The organism is Mesotoga sp. B105.6.4 (assembly GCF_002896535.1).
Taxonomy (GTDB): Bacteria; Thermotogota; Thermotogae; order Petrotogales; family Kosmotogaceae; genus Mesotoga.
In genome coordinates this window covers 24697-42342 of record NZ_JWIM01000059.1, presented here as the reverse complement: position 1 = coordinate 42342, position 17646 = coordinate 24697, and the positions used below count along the sequence as shown (strand labels likewise).

12 protein-coding genes are annotated in these 17646 nt (G+C 47.5%); 11 read left to right on the top strand and 1 reads right to left on the bottom strand.

The window, feature by feature from the left end; genetic code table 11:
• From RJ60_RS11640 to RJ60_RS11625, 3 genes are all read left to right on the top strand, one after another.
• On the top strand, window positions 1-270 hold a 270-nt coding region (locus RJ60_RS11640), incomplete at its 5' end, for a group II intron maturase-specific domain-containing protein (RefSeq protein ID WP_308410916.1).
• 1196 nt (window positions 271-1466) lie between these two features.
• A complete protein-coding gene (locus RJ60_RS11635) occupies window positions 1467-2810 on the top strand; it encodes an ATP-binding protein (protein ID WP_103134788.1) in 1344 nt (447 codons plus the stop codon).
• Window positions 2811-3124: 314 nt separating this feature from the next.
• A complete protein-coding gene (locus RJ60_RS11625; RefSeq protein WP_103134786.1) occupies window positions 3125-4216 on the top strand; it encodes a Fic family protein in 1092 nt (363 codons plus the stop codon).
• 525 nt (window positions 4217-4741) lie between these two features.
• On the opposite strand, the gene RJ60_RS11615 is transcribed toward RJ60_RS11625, so the two are convergent.
• A complete protein-coding gene (locus tag RJ60_RS11615; RefSeq protein ID WP_103134784.1) occupies window positions 4742-5317 on the bottom strand; it encodes a hypothetical protein in 576 nt (191 codons plus the stop codon).
• A 979-nt stretch (window positions 5318-6296) separates the two neighbouring features.
• Here RJ60_RS11615 and RJ60_RS11610 point away from each other — a divergent pair.
• From RJ60_RS11610 to RJ60_RS11580, 8 genes are all read left to right on the top strand, one after another.
• Window positions 6297-7247: a LacI family DNA-binding transcriptional regulator gene (locus RJ60_RS11610; RefSeq protein WP_258006294.1), complete on the top strand. Its 951-nt coding sequence runs from the start codon at window positions 6297-6299 to the stop codon at window positions 7245-7247.
• A 28-nt stretch (window positions 7248-7275) separates the two neighbouring features.
• Window positions 7276-9084 carry an amylo-alpha-1,6-glucosidase gene (locus tag RJ60_RS11605; RefSeq protein WP_103134783.1) on the top strand — a complete coding sequence of 603 codons (1809 nt, stop codon included), beginning with the start codon at window positions 7276-7278 and terminating at the stop codon, window positions 9082-9084.
• A 15-nt stretch (window positions 9085-9099) separates the two neighbouring features.
• Complete coding sequence (locus RJ60_RS11600) at window positions 9100-10314, top strand: extracellular solute-binding protein (protein ID WP_103134782.1); 1215 nt, start codon at window positions 9100-9102, stop codon at window positions 10312-10314.
• 55 nt (window positions 10315-10369) lie between these two features.
• The gene (locus RJ60_RS11595) at window positions 10370-11536 is read left to right on the top strand and encodes a carbohydrate ABC transporter permease (RefSeq protein WP_103134781.1); all 1167 of its coding nucleotides are present in this window, start codon (window positions 10370-10372) and stop codon (window positions 11534-11536) included.
• Between the two features lie 12 nt (window positions 11537-11548).
• Window positions 11549-12433, top strand: a complete 885-nt coding sequence (locus RJ60_RS11590) for a carbohydrate ABC transporter permease (RefSeq protein WP_103134780.1) — start codon at window positions 11549-11551, stop codon at window positions 12431-12433.
• On the top strand, window positions 12433-14037 hold the full coding sequence (locus tag RJ60_RS11585; RefSeq protein WP_103134779.1) for a glycogen debranching protein: 1605 nt from the start codon (window positions 12433-12435) through the stop codon (window positions 14035-14037). The genes RJ60_RS11590 and RJ60_RS11585 overlap by 1 nt, the downstream gene beginning before the upstream one ends.
• Window positions 14038-14334: 297 nt before the next feature.
• A complete protein-coding gene (locus tag RJ60_RS16560; RefSeq protein ID WP_374704115.1) occupies window positions 14335-14640 on the top strand; it encodes a putative immunity protein in 306 nt (101 codons plus the stop codon).
• 939 nt (window positions 14641-15579) lie between these two features.
• Window positions 15580-17256: an ABC transporter substrate-binding protein gene (locus RJ60_RS11580; protein ID WP_103134778.1), complete on the top strand. Its 1677-nt coding sequence runs from the start codon at window positions 15580-15582 to the stop codon at window positions 17254-17256.
• The last annotated feature ends 390 nt before the right edge of the window (window positions 17257-17646 follow it).

The following is a 17646-nucleotide window of genomic DNA, read 5'->3' as shown; positions in this document are numbered from 1 at the left end:
CAAACCAAGTCATACCTGAGTATTGAAGAACTCTCAGAAAGGATCAACCCGGTAATAAGAGGGTGGATAAACTACTACGGACACTTTCGCAAATTTGAAATGTATACAGTACTGAGTCGGCTAAACAAAGCCTTAGTTCAGTGGGTAAGAAACAAGTACAAGAAAAGAAGAGGTCGTACAAAAGCGGGTAAATGGCTAGAAGCTCTTGCTCGCAGAGAGCCTCATCTATTTGTACACTGGACAATGGGGATATTCTATATGGCTGGATAATGGGAGCCGGATGAATCGAGAGGTTCAAGTCCGGTTCTGAGAGAGCCTGGGGGTGAAATCCCCCTGGGCTACTCACCGGTTGCGGTGTAATATGGAAGAGCAAAACAGACTGGTTGACCGTTGAACGGTTCTCCGAGGAGAACCCGTTGTTCGTTCCAGAGCGAGTATCTGTTCTTCGTTCTTGGGCAATCGACGACGAGGCGCATCAGAGGTAAGAGGAATGAGGCTTGAGGTAAGAAAATCAAGATCTCTTCGCTCTTCCGAGCTCTTGCCTCTGACCTCAGGCTCTTCCCAAGGACGGGTCCATGATCTGGGACGAAGGACTAAGGACGGCTCTTCACAGCGGCCAGCGTTATATTGTAAGTAGCTCTTTCCCCGCGAAGCGGCCCTTGCGTCCACTGATGCTCTTCAGTGCATTACGTCCCACCGAAGGTGGCATCACTTCCCCGGACGTTTCTCCGGGCATCACTTCCTGCGAAGCAGCCTCACTTCCCGACTCAGTCGGTCTTGCGACCAATGATGCTCTTCAGTGCATTACGTCCCACCGAAGGTGGCATCACTTCCCCGGACGTTTCTCCGGGCATCACTTCCTGCGAAGCAGCCTCACTTCCCGACTCAGTCGGTCTTGCGACCAATGATGCTCTTCAGTGCATTGCATCCCACCGAAGGTGGCATCACTTCCGCCGATGCTTTTCGGCGCATCACTTCCCCGGACGTTTCTCCGGGCATCACTTCCTGCGAAGCAGACTGGCTTCTGAAGAGCCGCTGCGCGCTTAAGAACGAGGGCTCGCTGCCGGTGATTGGTCCAATATATAGTTTTACAACAAAGAAGTAATTCTATCTTGCAGAATGTTGTGTGGAAACCCCGGAGTTTGCCGGAATTTCCGAAAATCATCAAACATCGTTATTCATTAGCGGCTTTCCCGCAGCTCTCACTGCGTCAACTAACAATGGCTTTTTGGAAATTCTTCTATGCATCATTCCTGTGAGACTCTCACTATATAATTCCCGTACCGACCCTTCGTAACTGCTTACTCTGTCATCCCGAACTTGTTTCGGGATCTGGGTTTTTGATGGGGCCTTAAATTCCTTATAATAATCTTTCCACAGAAATGAATTGAAATACTGTTCTATATACTGGTCACTTATGCTAAAATATGTTTGTTATAAAGGTCATTAATTGACAGGTGGTTAATATGACAGATCAACAGATGTTTTCCGTCCTTGCAAGATGGAATTACTGGGAAGATCGATCCCTTCCGGACCTTGTTTACAGAAGAGAGGTCGGTGAGATTGAAGAATTTCTTGACAGCAATTTCGTGCAGATCGTAAAAGGGCCTCGAAGATCCGGCAAATCATCTCTTCTTAAGCTTGTGTACAGAAAGCTCCTAGAATCTGTTGATAAACTCTCCTTTCTGTTCTTGAACCTTGAAGATGTCTCTCTCTCGATGGAAGAGAAAACACCTGTCCTTCTTGAAAAACTCTACAGGCTTTACAGGCAGAGAGTCAATCCCGTTGGAAAAACCTACATGTTTGTCGATGAAATCCAGCATATACGAGGCTGGGAGCAATGGATAGAGACTTACAGGGAGTCCGGAGAGGTCAAATTCATTGTTACCGGCTCATCTTCAAAGCTTTCCTCCAAGGAGTTTGGAACGCTGTTGACAGGAAGGCACATAGATCTGACTCTTTTGCCCTTTTCATTCGCGGACTTTGTGCGATCAAAGGGAATTGAAGTCTCCTCGCTTTCAATTGAACTCAAGAGTGATCTCATCAAGAATCTGCTGTTCAGTTATTTGGATTCTGGAGGCTTTCCTGAGATTCTCTTGAGCTTCCCGGAAGAAAACGGGACAAAGATTCTCGAGGCATATTTCGACGACATCATATACAGGGACATCGTAGAGCGTTGGAATATCAGAGACGCTCTGCTTACAAAGAGAATCGCGCTCTATGCTCTGAAGAACAGCGGAAATCTCTTGAGCTATAGAAAAATACAGAAGGCTCTCGAACAGACCTCGGGAAAGACTTCAACCAGCACAATTTCGGAGAACATGTCGCACCTATCGGAAGCATACATATTGTTTGAAGTAGAGCTTCATACGAATTCCGTCAAGAAGGCCCTAATCAACCCAAGAAAAGTATATTCCGTCGACACTGGCCTGAGAAAAGCCGTTGTCAAGCCGCTCACTGATGACTATGGAAGAGATGGAGAGAACATTGTCTTTCTAGAGCTCTTGAGGCGGGGCTATAAGGTGACTTTCTGGAAGACTGACAAAACCGAAGTTGATTTCGTCTCCTCTGGAAGAACTGGCGATCTGGTCATTAATGTCACAATGTCAAATCTTGATGATCCCGCTTTGAGAGAACGTGAACTCCGGGGATTACTCGAATTCGAGGGCGACAGATCCCGCAGGATACTTCTCAACAGCGACATTGAAGACACGCTGAAGATTCACGACAAGACCATTGAGCTGATTCCTCTCTGGAAATGGCTTCTTATTGAGGATTTCCTCCCAAGCAATAATCTACACTATTTCTGACAGGTTTTCGCAAACGCAAAGGGCTTCAACTGAACTCAACGATCTTCTGGGTTTTCAGACAGATTCATTTGGAAAGATGCCTTCTGTCCTCTCAAGCGCTCTCGATCATATCTATGGACTGGTTTATGCTTTGGGACGAAGGTACGAAGGAAGGCTCCTATTTCACCATAACGGTAAGTGCGGTTGTGGAATGATTTTGATCTTCACACCTCTATTCTCTCCGCTCTGGCCTCTTAAGTGATCTTTGACTTCCATTTATCGGAAGTATATCGGAAGTCTAGTATAATTGAACTGTGATGGGAGGAGAGATTCCTATGAAAACCAGATGGGTCCCCAGGTACTCAATTACCGATAAGATAGCGGCCGATCTTATGACCATAGAAAAGATAAGGATTCAATTGGAGAACGCGCAGATTCCTCTCAGCTCTCTTGCGCGAATAAGAGAGAGCGCGAGAATCAGATCAGCGCACTTTTCAACACAGATAGAGGGTAATCGCCTGACTCTTCAGGAAGCGCGCGAGGTGGTCAAGAATCAAAGAATTATCCAAGAAAGAGCAAGAGATTCAAGGGAAGTGAAGAATTATTGGGATGCACTTCTCAAAATCGAGGAGTGGGCTCAAGGACTGAGATCGTTCGATGAATACCTAATAAAGAAAACGCACTCGATTGTCGAGAAGGGTCTCAGAGCAAAGCCGTCTGCTTATCGAACTGAACAAAACGTAATAAGAGACTCCCTCACTAATGCGATCATCTACCTTCCTCCCGAAGCAAAGGACGTTCCAGAACTGATGGGGGGACTCGTTAACTGGGAACATGATGCCCGGAATAAGACACCGGTTCCACTTATCGCGGCGCTCGTTCACTACCAGTTCGTTACTATACATCCCTTCTACGACGGAAACGGAAGAACTGCAAGGCTCTTGTCCACCTTCATTCTTCAAAGGGGAGGCTATGGACTGAACGGAATCTTTTCTGTCGAGGAGTATCATGCTCGCAACCTTCAGCTCTACTACAACTCTCTTATGACACACCCCCATCACAATTATTATGAGGGAAGAGAGAACGCCGATCTTACCGGCTGGATTGGATACTTCGTAGAATTGCTTGCAAAGGTTTTCGAAGCAGCTGGAAAGCAAGTTCTCACTCAAGGAGCGATTCCTGCAGATCCAGTGCTCTTGAGAAGACTTGACCATAGGCAGAAGAATAAACTCTCTATGTTCGCTTCAAAAGATTCCTTGACAGTAAGAGAACTGGCAAACAACCTGGGACTTTCGGACAGGATGGTTAGAAATATAGTAAATAAGTGGGTCCAAGATGGCTTTCTCGAAGTACTCGATCCCTCAAACAAGAATCGAAGATATGGATTATCGGAAATTTATCGGCAGTTTATCGGAAATGAAAGTTGAGGTTGATTCGCGAAATGTGTCAGGGTTAAGAATCAATAAGAGAAGAGATCAATTTCGAAGATGAAACAGCGGTCATCAGAAGGAGAAATTGAAGAGATTGACTTCGATTAATTGTTTTTTTCCATCTCTCTTAACTTTTAATCATTTCCTAGGACGGTTCTTCGCATTGTACAGCGTTTTATACCAAAGCTGCTCTTTCCCCGCGAAGCGGAACTGGCCGCACGAAGTGCGACCGGCCTGCGCAGCAGCCTCACTTCCCGACTCAGTCGGCCTTGCGTCCCTGCACAATCTTCGCCGACATTCCGATTCGGAGGACGGTGGACTGTTGACCTGAGAAGGCCTCCTGGCGAAGGCAGCCTTGCGTCCGCCGAGGGCTTCCTTACAACCAAGAACAAGGCTCTTACCTCTGAAACGACGAACAATCACCTGGTATCTATTCCCTAAGGTTAACTGAATGTAAAAAATGGAGTCTGTCACGAAGGAAGGGATTAAGAACGACCTTTTCTTCCATACTGCCAGCCATTGTTAGTCTTCGTCCAAACCGTCAGTTCCCAGACCCCGTTTGATGAAGTCTTCCATTTCCTGTATATGTTCAGGCATTTTGCAGCCCTTCTTCCAGTCATCCAAGACCCTTTCGAAAAACTCATCTGGAGCATCTTCGGCCCAGTCTTTGAACTGAGATGTTGATTCTTTGCCGAACTGGTTTATTCCTTTCAGGATGCCCATGCAGTAATTCTTCGCCTCGCTGTCCAGTGAAAGGTCGAGATACTTGTTCAGTTCATTTGTGAATGGCTCTAAAGCCTCTTCAAACATTTCCCACGCTCTCTCTGACGGTTCCACGTACCCATACCTCATGCTGCCTGATTGTTCCCAAAGATCCTCAACTTCAATTCCTTCCAACGCATAGTACACTTGAGAAGCAACGTTCTCAACATCTATATCACGCAGGTATTCCAATGCAATTTCTTCAATACGTTTTGCAATGCTCCGATCTTCTTTGGCCAAGGCTTTTAGTATAAGAAGAGCGTCATGTCCGTTGATTTTGTCAAGAACTTTCTTTTTATTAGTTACTGCTCGATATTGCTTCTTGCTCTTATCCACCGTGGTTCCACCTCAACACCCGCGTCGTCATTCTCAGAAGATGCAGCTTAACTTGATTATACCTCTCTGACAGTTAATTCTGATGATTGTGATCTCCAATGGGATTATCATGAGTGCGGAGCGTTCAACTCAGAAAAGGTCGAATGAAATAGATTTGCTAATGTCTGATCGGACAGTTTTGAAAAGGAAATCAACGGACTATAGTGAGGCCAGAATTGAGGAAGAAGGACGAGGCAGGATAAAGAAGGGTATGAAATAAAGAAGTATCGGTTTCGAAACAACCAAACGCTGTCATCCCGGACTTGTTTCGGGATCTGGGTTTTTTTTAGAAACCGTGGTTGGGGGTCAGAGGTTTGGGGCTTGTAAGAGCAAGAGAAACTGGTTGACCGTTGACGGGCGACGTTGTTTTCATCAGAGTCGGGCCGCTCTGCTCGAAGGATGGGTCTGCGGTCACGGAGGACCAGGGAAACCTCAACAACAAGAGTCTATCTCCTGGTATCCTGATCCCTAGGTTGATTGAATGCAGAAAATGGAGTCACGAGGGCAAGGGACAATATGATGAGTGAGTTTTTTGTATTATTGGTTCACAAGCTAAATATTGGATCAGAAGGTTGCATGGCACTGATGCTTTTCGATATGGAGAGTGGAAACATAAGTATATAGTCCGCCGCAAGCTTCTGAACACATCGCTTTCAGTCTCTTGTCAATGCCCACAGCATCCCGCTCTGAAATTGTTAACCTGAAACTGCTCTCGAGAGAACCAGCGAGACTACTCACATTTCTCATATCGAGAAATTATGGAATTTTGCCATATTTGCCCGTATAGTGAGGAAAAACCGTACAATCGTCTTTACACATGAATAAACAGGAAAAATGCCTGCAAATTGTCTACTTTCATGTTTGTTGTTAAAAACCAACTTTCTATATAATGTAATCGATTACATTGAAATCGATTACATCTTTTCCAGGAGTTGCTTATATGAATATAAACATATCCAAAATAGCGAAGATGGCTAAAGTATCTACGGCGACTGTTTCCCGGGTAATAAACAATCCAGAGAAGGTATCTGCTAAAACCCGCGAGAGAGTTGAAAGTGTAATAAGCAAGCTGGGTTACGTGCCAAATCAGCAGGCACGAAGCCTCAGAAGCCAGCAGACGAAGATGATTGCGATTATTGTTCCGCACAGCGCCGATTATCTCTTCACCTATCCGTATTTTTCGATCTTCTTGAGAGAGACCTCGCTCGAATTGAGTCACCTCGGTTACCATCTTATACTGACAACCGACGAACCACATAACTCTGTGATAGATACTTACCGTGTATTCACAGACAAAAGATTGGTGGATGGATTTGTGGTACTCGACTTGAAAAACGAAGACGAAAGAGTGGACTTTCTTAAATTGCGGAACATACCTTTTGTGGCCGTCGGTAGAAACGAAAGAGACAAAGACATTTCATTCGTAGATACCGATAACGAAGGAGGTGCGTATATTGCAGGGAAGTACCTCGCCCGAAAAGGTTGCTCGCAGGTTCTCTTCATAAACGGCCCCGCCGATCAAAGCGTTTCTCTATGGAGGGAACGCGGCTTTCAAAAAGCGGCGCAGGAAATGAATTTCACCTTCCACGTCCGCAATGGAGATTTCGTTGAAAAGAGCGGCTTCGAGATAACGAAAAAACACCTTGGCCAATTCGACGGAATCTTCGCGGCTTCAGACCTCATGGCCATCGGCGCGTTGAAGGCCTTGAAAGAGGCGGGAGTTTCTCTGCCTGTCGTTGGATTTGACGATATTCCCATTTCATCGGACGTTTCACCTTCTCTGACAACGGTTCACCAGCCAATAGACGAGGTGGAAGAAGGGCCGCTATCAATCTTGTCAGACTCATATCCGAAGACCACACAGAAACGACGATTCTTCCGGTCGAGCTAATCGTCAGAGAATCCTCAGAGGTTGGGAAATGAAGGTTTTCAAGAACGGAAACCTTATGGTAGTTACCGATGACAGAGGTATCATCGACTGCGAGAGTGAAAAGGCGGCCGGACTTTATCTGGAGGATACCCGTTTCATATCCAGAATGATTTTAAAGTCCTCGCTCACGCTCAGAAGACTACACACAGATTTTTCATGGGACGGGATTGAAACCCATTATCTGGGGCGTTCAAAGCCGGGAATCCTGCATTATGATATCGCAGTCTCAGAAAGTCTCCGGGCAGAAGGGAACACTCTTCACGCAGAGCTCACGGTGAGGAGCTATTCGCTGGAAGAAGTTCGGATATCTTTTGAATATGATATTAATTGTGTTTTCGAAGATATCTTCTCAGTAAGGGGAGAGAACGACTCGTACAATGAGCTGGAAAGCTCGAGGATTCTTTCCTCTTCATCGAGGAGTTTTCAATATGAGAGCGACCTCGAAAGAGATACCGTTGAGAACTCTCTGTCCGCGCGCTCTCTGGAAATCCGGCCAGGCGAGGGTGCGAGCGTATCCGGGAAATTGAGACTCGGCAAATACGTGAAGAAGGACGTTGTTTTCAAGAAGATGTTGTCTGAAAGACCCGTGAAGGATATTGTGCCTGTCAAAAAGACTTCGCTGCTGGATGAAAGGGAACTGGGAGATCTCAAAATGCTCATGATTCCCACAATCTACGGTGACTTTCCAGGTGCAGGCCTACCCTGGTACGCCACTGTTTTTGGAAGGGATAGCCTTATCTTTGGCCTCCAGACTGTGGATCTCCTTCCCGAAATAACAAAAAACATACTTAAGGTGCATACTTACCTTCAAAGCAAAGAAGAAGACAGCCAGACCGAAGGGCAGCCCGGCAAGATCGTTCATGAAACCCGTCTGAATGAACTATCGCTAACCGGAAAGCTACCTTTCGAAAGATACTACGGATCGATCGATGCGACTCTTCTGTTCATTATGCTCTCCCACAGGTACTACTCGCAGACTAACGACTGGGACTTTATAAGATCTATCGAAAACAGCATCATGGAAGCTGCCGAATGGATTGATACTTACGCTGATCTCGATAACGACGGATACATCGAATTCGCGCCTTCAGGCAGCGGTCTTTCTATTCAGAGCTGGAAAGATTCCGCCGACTCCGTGAGCTTTTCAGACGGCAGGCTGGCAGAGCCTCCACTGGCGCTAGTAGAGGTACAGGGATATCTGTATGATACATTCAAATGTCTTGAAAAACTTATGGCTCTCTTTGAGGACGGAGAAAGGGCAACTCTGTATGCTTTGAAGGCGGCGGCCCTGAAAGAAAACTTCAACCGCGATTTCTGGCTGGAGAGCGAAAACTACTTCGCTACGGCGCTGGATAAAAACAAGAATCCGGTCGATTCAATAACATCTAACCCTGGACACTGCCTAATGACGGGCATAGTGGACGAAGAGAGAGCCGGGGCGCTGGTGAACCGTCTCTTTTCCGAAGAACTATACACAGGATGGGGGATAAGAACGCTCTCCAGCAAAATGAGGCGTTACAATCCCTTCTCGTACCACAACGGAAGCGTCTGGCCACACGACAACTCACTGATTATGCTTGGCTTAATTAAATACGGTTTTTACGAAAAGGCCAGACAGCTGGCAAGGGATCTGTTGAAAGCGAAGGATAAACATCATGACAATCGCCTCCCCGAGCTCTTTAGCGGTCTGTCAGTATCTGAAACATCTGGAAAGTTGATTGAATATCCGACAAGTTGCTCACCTCAACTGTGGTCTATAGGAACTGTTCTCGTAATATCCAAGGCGCTGGACGCCTGAAAAGGAGGGTTTAGTGTGAAAAGATTTTTGCTGGTAAGCGTTGTTTTGGTAGTTGGACTAATGGCATTGGGGGTCACGAACATCAGAATCAGCGGCTGGCCTGGAAACCCTGTTGAAGAGGCCGTCATAATGAAGAACGTCGAAGAATTCAACAACATGCAAACAGATATCGTGGTCGAATGGCAGCCCATACCAGGGGACTTCAGGCAAATGCTTGTCACCCAATACTCTGCTGGCACCGCTCCCGATATCTTCTATGTTGAAGCCTTCTGGTTCGAAGAACTGGCCAAGCAGAATGTGCTCCTTCCGCTAGATCTATATATCAAGAGAGACGTCAATTTCGACATCGACTGGTTCTACCCAAATCTCATCGAAGCCTTCAAGTACGAGGATAGGATCTACGGAATCCCGAAGGACTTTTCGACCCTTGCGCTTGTTTTCAACAAGAAGATATTCGATCAGTACGGCGTCGCCTACCCTACGGACGAAGACACCTGGTTCGATATGCTTGATAAGGCTCTTCAACTCAAGAGAAAAGGCTTTGAAACCCCTCTAGTTCTTGCGGCCGATCTCAACAGGGCACTGCCTTTTGTCTATGGAACAGGCGGAGACATCGTTGACGAGAATCTAAACGTAGCTCTGGGTAAACCGGATGCCAAGTTCGGCCTCAATTTCTATCTCGATCTGGTCAACAAGTATGGAGTCGCTCAGGAGCCGGCAAACCTGGGTGCAGGGTGGATTGGAGAAGCTTACGGAAAGGAAAGTGTGGCTATGGCGATGACCGGCCCCTGGACTATCGGATTCCTCGCTGGCGATTACCCCGAAGTTCTGAAGAACACCGGCATAGTCGAGATGCCGCATCTTATTGAGAAGTCGACGATGGTCTATACGGTCTCGTGGAGCATAAACAGAACTACTCCAAACAAGGATGCAGCCTGGGAAGTCTTAAAGTTCCTTGTGACGAAGGGACAGGAGCGGTTTGTCGCGGAAGCAGGAGTACTGGCCTCCAACATACAGAACGCTGAAAAGGATACCGATCCAACGAAACAGGCATTCTACAGAGGCGCGGAGTATGGTATTCCCTGGATGGTTAAGACACCAAGCGGAATTTTCTCCAGAGCTCACGACCAGCTCAACTCGCTGTTGAAGGATCTCTTCTATCAGAAAGTGAGCCTCTCAGAAGCTCTTGCGCTTATCGAAGAGAATTATCCCGTCTGGGTAGCCGAATAACCTGTCTCTTGCCGGGCGGATCACAATCCGCCCGGATCTCTTTTGGGGTGAAGATATGAAGCTGAATTTCAAAACGAGAGAAGCCATGGTTGGTTATCTCTTCGCAGCGCCTATAATAATCACCATCTTGATCTTCACGATCTACCCTGTATTCGCGGGCCTGTACTACAGCTTCACCAACTACCAGCCCTTGGAAGCCCAAAAATTCAATATGACCTTCGTCCCCGAAGAATCCGTTTCATTTCATCTGGGCGTTTTCCCCGATGAAGAAGGGCTTGTCAAGAATGAGCTACTCTCTCTTTTTGAACCGGTGACTTTCTTGACACTGGATGTTGGGGTGAAACTGAACGCAGAGCAAAAGGAAGCCGTAAGTAGCTTTCTTGAAGTGGACAGGATAGTAGAAGACTTTCTGGCGGGCAGGCTCAGCAGTTCGGTGTCCGTCAAAGACTTCATGAGGAAATACATGGCCTCAAAGAGTGAGCTCTTCGTGAGATATGTACCTGAATTCGTGGGATTCAAGAACTTCAGGGAGATGTTCAAGGACCAGTATTTCTGGATCTCGCTAAAGAACGCCTTTGTCTATTCCATCGTAGTCGTTCCCATCCAGACGTTGCTAGCTATGCTCCTGGCAGTGGCGGCTAACATGAAAATCATGGGGCAGAGATTCTTCAAGACGGTTTTCTTCCTGCCTGCAATTTCCTCTTCCGCGGCTATTTCCATGATCTTCTGGCTTATATACTCCAAGCCCGGTGTCTTGAACAGGCTCCTTTCAACGTTCGGTTTTCAGGCCGTTGACTGGCTCAATGAACCGAATACGGCCCTCGGAGCAATTATGGTCATGAATATATGGACCACCGCCGGTTACTTCATGATAACCTTTCTGGCCGCGCTGCAGAGCATTCCATTATCCATTTACGAGGCCTCTCAGCTCGATGGGGCAAAATTCTGGAAGACCTTCTGGAAGATCACTATGCCCCTTCTCAAGCCTCAGATGCTTTTCGTATCGATAATGGGAATCATCGGTTGTCTGCAGGTTTTTGACCAGATATACTTCCTCATAAAAAACATGCGGAATATAACGATTTCCTATTACATATACAAGAACGCTTTCGAATATCAGAGGATGGGTTATGCTTCGGCGATCGCGATGGTCCTCTTTCTGATAATTTTCGCTATTACCACGCTTCAGCGCAAACTGATTAAGGAAGAATCGTACTTCTAAGGGGGCGATTGCATGAAGAAAAAAATCAAGATTGGTCTGATTGTCGCCTACGCGGTGCTGATTCTCTATGCGGTCGTTTCGCTCTTTCCATTCATCTGGTCGGCCATAGTATCTCTCACTCCTATGAGATACACCGACAACGGTGTGACCAGGGGTACGGATATAATGAAATGGCCCCCCGAGATAAACTTATTCAAGTGGCCTCCAGAGTTTTTTGGAGCCCCCGCTACCGGCGAGAACTACGTACAGGTCTTCAAGATCACGCCCTACGCCAGATGGATACTTAATACGATCATCTATGCCACGCTGGTAACAGTTGGCCACCTTATCTTCGATGCACTCGGAGGTTACGCCTTCGCGAGGTTGCGTTTTCCCCTGAGGGATCTGTGGTTCGCACTCTTTCTGGCCACACTCATGATCCCCGGTCACGTCACCCTGATACCCAATTACAACCTTATGGTGAGGTTCGGATTCGTGAACACTTATTACGGCCTCTTTCTGCCCAAGCTAACCGGTGTCTTCGGGATCTTTCTGATGAGGCAGTTCTTCATGGGTATTCCCAAGGAGATGGAAGAGGCAGCGAGAATCGATGGCGCCTCGATAGTCAAGACTTATTTCAAAGTCGTGCTCCCAATCTCAAGACCGGCCCTTTCGGCACTGGCCATATACATCTTTGTCGGCACATGGAACGACTTTCTCTGGCCGTTGCTCATGACCTCGAGAAAGGAGATGTTTACCCTAACTGTGGGGCTTGATTTCTACCGGACAAGTTACTATACGTACTGGCAGTATATGATGGCAGCTTCCATAATGATGACGATACCCATGATAATCATTTTCCTGATCTTCCAGAGGCAGTTCATAGATACGGGCGTCTCATCCGGAGTGAAAGGCTGATGGATAATTTTAACTACTACGTGGCGGGCAGGAGGGCATATTTTTTTGGCGGAATCGACGGTAACGCAGAAAACATGGGCTGGCACTTGAAGGGAAAGATGGCCGGGTTTTGGCTGGATAACTACAGGCTTTTCTCTTCGTATTCTCTCACGCTCAATGGAAAGAGGGTTTCGCCGACTGGCTTTCAGAACAAAGTCTCCGAACGCGTTGTTCACTATCCCGGCGCCGATCTCAGGATTCTTGCCCACCCTGAACGGCCACTTATCGCCATCAGAATTGAGAGTCGTGCCAGGATCGAGTTCAGCCTCAGAAAAGAACTGGACCTAGTGTGGCTCGAAGACAAACCTTCTGGAAACATCTCTCTGAAAGTGGAGAATCGAGGCCGGGACACGATCGTCTGGCGCGAATGCGAGGGCATGAGTTCTTTCGTAAAAGTGAACGGAGAGGCCGCGGTAGAAGGCGACTGGCTGAAGATCAGCAAAAAGGGCGATCTTGAAACGGTTATTGGTCTGGGCAGACCCGGGAAAGAGGATTACGAACGATACCACCTCGAGCGAGAGGAATACAACCGGCGATATCTTCCAGCATTCCAAGACTCGATACCATTCTGGGCAAGGGCCGGAGCGCTTGAACTCTTCTTCGAGAGAGATGCGGGATGCGGATTTGTAGCTGGACTGGGAGAGTTTCCCTGGTGGTTCGGGGTCGACGGAGTCTATACTTGCCTAGGACTGCTCGACACGCCCATGCTGGAGCTTGTGGGAAAGACGATAGACAATCTCGCGAAATTCGGCAACGGCTTGACCCCTCACGAAGTTACAACCGCGGGCAGGATATACGCTCACGGAAGAATGAACGAGATAATCGCTTTTGCCTATCTGGCCCTGAAGTACGCGATAAAGACCTCTAAAACAGAGCTTTTAGAACTTGTAGACAGCGCCCTTTCACACGTTTCCGGTCACCTTTCGCGAAAGCTGTATCCTCAGGGTGAAGGGATCGTAGAAGTACCCATCAGTGGCGAATTTGCTCTGTTGGATTCCGCCTGCTGGCTATACTCGATGTTGAAAGAGCTACGCGACTCGAGCATGATGAAAGACCTCAAAAACTCTCAATTCGCTGCTGGGCTTCTGGAAAGATACGATCGTGAGTTTCTAAAAGATTGGTACGGCAAAGATGGCTTTTTTTACGATGCCCTCAGCCCAAAAAGGGGGTATTTTGAGGGTCACTTTATACAGATTTACCCACTGTCCATGGGTCTCATCCAGAGAGAAGCCGGGGAGAGGTTGCTGGCAAAAATGGAGAAGATAGGCTACTTCAAAGAGCCGGGGCTGATACACTCGCTCCCTCTAAAAACCTTCGAAGCAGGCGATTATGGAGAGGGAGACAAAAACGATATTGTCTGGTCACTTCCCACTCTCCTTGCCATAGAAGCGGGAATCAGACACGGAAGGCCGGACCTTTCAGAAAAGTTCATAGCATCTCTTGAGAACTCCCTAAAAAGGGAGATGTACGGGGCGTTACCGGAAATACTTCCCGCTGGCGGTTGTACGATCCAGGCCTGGAATGCCTACGCGATACCTTTGATCGAGCACTTATCGATCTCATGAACTCCCCCTTCCCTGCTTGTTGATAGAAATCCAGAAAGAGCCAGTATTCACGTCGGGATTTGAATTCAAGAACACTGTCAAGGCCAAAAGGCAGACCGGGTATAACTGATGTGCCGCCAAGGGACAAATCCCTGGTTGGAACTTGTAGCCGAGTCCTTGAGAAATCTAGTCACAGCCTAACGGAGGGTGAGTATGCCGAGAGTTAGGAAAATGCTTGGTGACTGGATGCGCAGTATATCCAGTCACTCGTGAAATTGATAGAAACGCAGCGTAAATCGACACTTGCGAATTGGGCGGATGATTATTCCGAGAGTTCAGTTCTGCTCGGGGCAAAAACTATCTGGACGACCCGCTTCCCAAAACGTATTGAAAGCCGCTTGGGAGTCGTCACCGGGAAAGATAAAGCAGGCGGAGGCGAAAAAGGAAATTCCCCAGTGCCACGCGGCCGCGGGAGAAGCCCAAAACACTCCAGTTGCCCAAACCGATGAAAGAGCGATTGGTCAGAGCCCATCGACGCTGTACTCGGTGAGTCATTCTTTCGAGCGGGCTCTTATGGACCGTTATCGGCTCCGTACGATATGCATGGAACGGTCCCGCCCGTGATCAAACGGAACGGCTGGTCGAAAAGAATGTGAACGTGTCCTTGACAAGCTACGTAAAGTGTCGATCAAAAACTAACCAAACCCTGCAAAATCAACTGGAAGTGTTGAATAACAGGGATACTACGCCGGATAAATCGTTACTTGAGCGGGGGCGAACCAACGAAGAACCTGGACGCGTAGCGTCAAAACCAAGAACCCTTCTTTCCAAGAAATGTTCCTAACGCTCTTGCAAAACCCTAGACCCCACAATCCTAGACCCGGCTCATACGCTCATCTCGAAGGACGGTGTACCGTTGACGGGCAACGTGGTTTTCATCAGCAACCAGCGGGTTTTTATTCCTAAGCGTACAGCGGCTCCTAGGATAAAGATGCTGAAACAAGTTCAGCAAGACGTTAAGGGTGGGGTGTCGATTAAAGGGTATGGGGTCTCGTGAAGAGAACCGGCAATTGATTCAGGGTTTCAATGAACTGAGGAAGTTATCCGGGCAGCGGGTTTGGGAAGTCCCTCACTTTGTCATCCCGAACTTGTTTCGGGATCTGGGTTTGATCTTATCCAAGGACGGGTTCTTGCTATAAGGATTTCGACCCTAACGAACCAATACATGAAAACCATTTTCACAAGCGAGGATTTCATTTGGATCCTTCGAAAAACATTCTCCGCATAAAACGGCAAAAGCAAATTCATCTTTGTCACTCTATTGCGAGAGAAGAGCACTTACACGAACTTCACTAAAGATAATTCAGATAATGCATACGGAAAGCTACACGGTTTACCTTGAAATAGCGTTAATTATTTGTGAATGTAGAAAGCACTACGCATAGTTCGATGATAATTCCAGATTTCTGAGAAATATCGGCCTGAAGCCGCTTTAATATGTAAATGTTTTCAGGAATATTATGTTTACGGAGCCCGTAAGGGTTAGAAAAGGAGGTTGGGTATATGAAAAAGAGGTTCATTCTACTACTTCTGGCCATCATACTCGTTAGTAGCCTCGCTATTGGTCAAGTTTACGATCGAAAGGAAACTCTGTACGCCGGCGGAGGCCTGTGGAGTCCGCCGAACAACTGGAATCCATTCACCCCATGGGCGATCATGACCGGAACCAACGGTCTCATCTATGAATACTTGTTTATGTTCGATCCTCTGAGCAACGAGATGATCCCCTGGCTTGCAGTGGATGGAGGATGGATAGACGGAAAGACCTACGAGCTGAAGCTTCGAGACGGAGTATACTGGACGGATGGAGAAGAGTTCAATGCCGAAGACGTGAAGTTCACATTCGACATCGCCAGGAAGTATCCCGGAGTCCATTACAGCTCCATGTGGAACTGGATGAAAGAAGTGGAGATTGTAGATAGACTGACCGTACGCGTCCACTTCACCGAACCGCTGTATCAGCAATGGTCCTTCCAGCTCTATCAGTTGCCTATGGTTCCCGAGCACATATGGAAAAACAAGACGGAAGCCGAAATTCTGACTGGAGCGAATGAGGGGCCTATTGGAACGGGTTGCTACACAGCCGAAGGTTACGGGCAGGACAGAATGATCTACCTGAGAAACGAGAACTGGTGGGCTATCGAGCAGCTGGGAATAAAGCCGACGCCCAAGAGAATAGTCTACCTCACCGTTTCGGGAAACAACGTAGCTCTCGGTATGATCTTCAAGGGGGAACTGGATATCAGTAACTTCTTCCTTCCCGGAATCCCCGCCGTCAAATCCGCTTACGGAATCCACACATATTTTGATGGCGCACCTTACATGCTTTCCGACAATACGGCAGTTCTCTTTCTAAACAACAGCAGAAAGCCGATGGATGATGTTAACTTCAGGAAGGCCGTTGCCTGGGCAATAAACGCCGACGACATAGTCACAAGGGTTTTCGAAAACCAGGTAATCAAGTCTAACCCGCTTGGTTTTCTTCCTATCGACGCCTGGATGAAGTATTACGATGAAAAGGTTGTCGAGCAGTATGGATTCAAGTACGATCCGTCTGTCTCCAAGAGGCTCCTTGCCGATGCGGGTTACAAGGACATTAACGGAGACGGATTCGTCGAGGCACCGGACGGTTCCAAGATAGAACTCTCTATCATTGTTCCTTTCGGCTGGACCGACTGGATGGAGTCGATAAAGATAATAGCCAACAACCTGAACGCCGTGGGCATTAATGCAAAGGCAGAGTTCCCCGACTATTCGAGGTATCAGGACGAGCTTTACGGCGGCAACTTTGATATGGCGATAAACAACTTCAACAGCAACCTGTCTAACACAGTATGGAGTTACTACTACTGGCTATTCTGGGATATCAGAGAACAGCAGACTCAGGGCAACTACGGAAAATACAACAATCCCAAGGCCTTTGAGTTGATGGAAGCCTTCGACAGAACGCCCGTCGATGACTACGAGACTGGGCAGAAGATCATGTCGGAACTGGAAGAGCTTTTCTTGAAAGAGATTCCCTACGTTCCCCTCTGGTTCAACGGAATGTGGTTCCAGGCAAGTACCAATGTTTGGACCAACTGGCCGAGCGAACATGGCCCTCACTACTATCCATGTACCTGGAACGGAAAATGGCAGCTCGGTGGTATATTCATGCTGACAGCCCTGGAGGCTAAGTAGCAGAGTATAATCTTCGCCCCCATGGATTTCCGGCCCGTGGGGGCTTTTGGCAGACTGAAATTAAACGGTTTGGCTCATGCGAGATTCAACCTGTCATGTTCGGGCTCCCAGTGTTGTTTTTCGCTGAGTGACAAACAAGAGAGTTCTGGCAAGACGTCCGAATTCCGAAAGATAATAGCGATAATGGTACAGACTGGAGAGATCGAGATGCTGGACTGCCTATGAGTATAAGGTTGCACCCAGGTCTTCATACGCGCAGTCTCTAAACATGATTGACCAACTTTCAGCAATCTATGAAGAAAGAAAAACCTGTCTAATCGCCTCTCTCTGTCAAGCGAGAGCCTGAAGAGCCTCGAAATCTAAATGGGTGATCGGAAGGGATTGAGTATC

What these genes read in the sequence shown, in the direction of transcription:
- RJ60_RS11580 (WP_103134778.1), top strand. Translation starts at nt 15,580, where the DNA reads ATGAAAAAGAGGTTCATTCTACTACTTCTGGCCATCATACTCGTTAGT.
- RJ60_RS11610 (WP_258006294.1), top strand. Translation starts at nt 6,297, where the DNA reads ATGAATATAAACATATCCAAAATAGCGAAGATGGCTAAAGTATCTACG.
- RJ60_RS11595 (WP_103134781.1), top strand. Translation starts at nt 10,370, where the DNA reads ATGAAGCTGAATTTCAAAACGAGAGAAGCCATGGTTGGTTATCTCTTC.
- RJ60_RS11605 (WP_103134783.1), top strand. Translation starts at nt 7,276, where the DNA reads ATGAAGGTTTTCAAGAACGGAAACCTTATGGTAGTTACCGATGACAGA.
- RJ60_RS11590 (WP_103134780.1), top strand. Translation starts at nt 11,549, where the DNA reads ATGAAGAAAAAAATCAAGATTGGTCTGATTGTCGCCTACGCGGTGCTG.
- RJ60_RS11625 (WP_103134786.1), top strand. Translation starts at nt 3,125, where the DNA reads ATGAAAACCAGATGGGTCCCCAGGTACTCAATTACCGATAAGATAGCG.
- RJ60_RS11585 (WP_103134779.1), top strand. Translation starts at nt 12,433, where the DNA reads ATGGATAATTTTAACTACTACGTGGCGGGCAGGAGGGCATATTTTTTT.
- RJ60_RS11635 (WP_103134788.1), top strand. Translation starts at nt 1,467, where the DNA reads ATGACAGATCAACAGATGTTTTCCGTCCTTGCAAGATGGAATTACTGG.
- RJ60_RS16560 (WP_374704115.1), top strand. Translation starts at nt 14,335, where the DNA reads ATGATTATTCCGAGAGTTCAGTTCTGCTCGGGGCAAAAACTATCTGGA.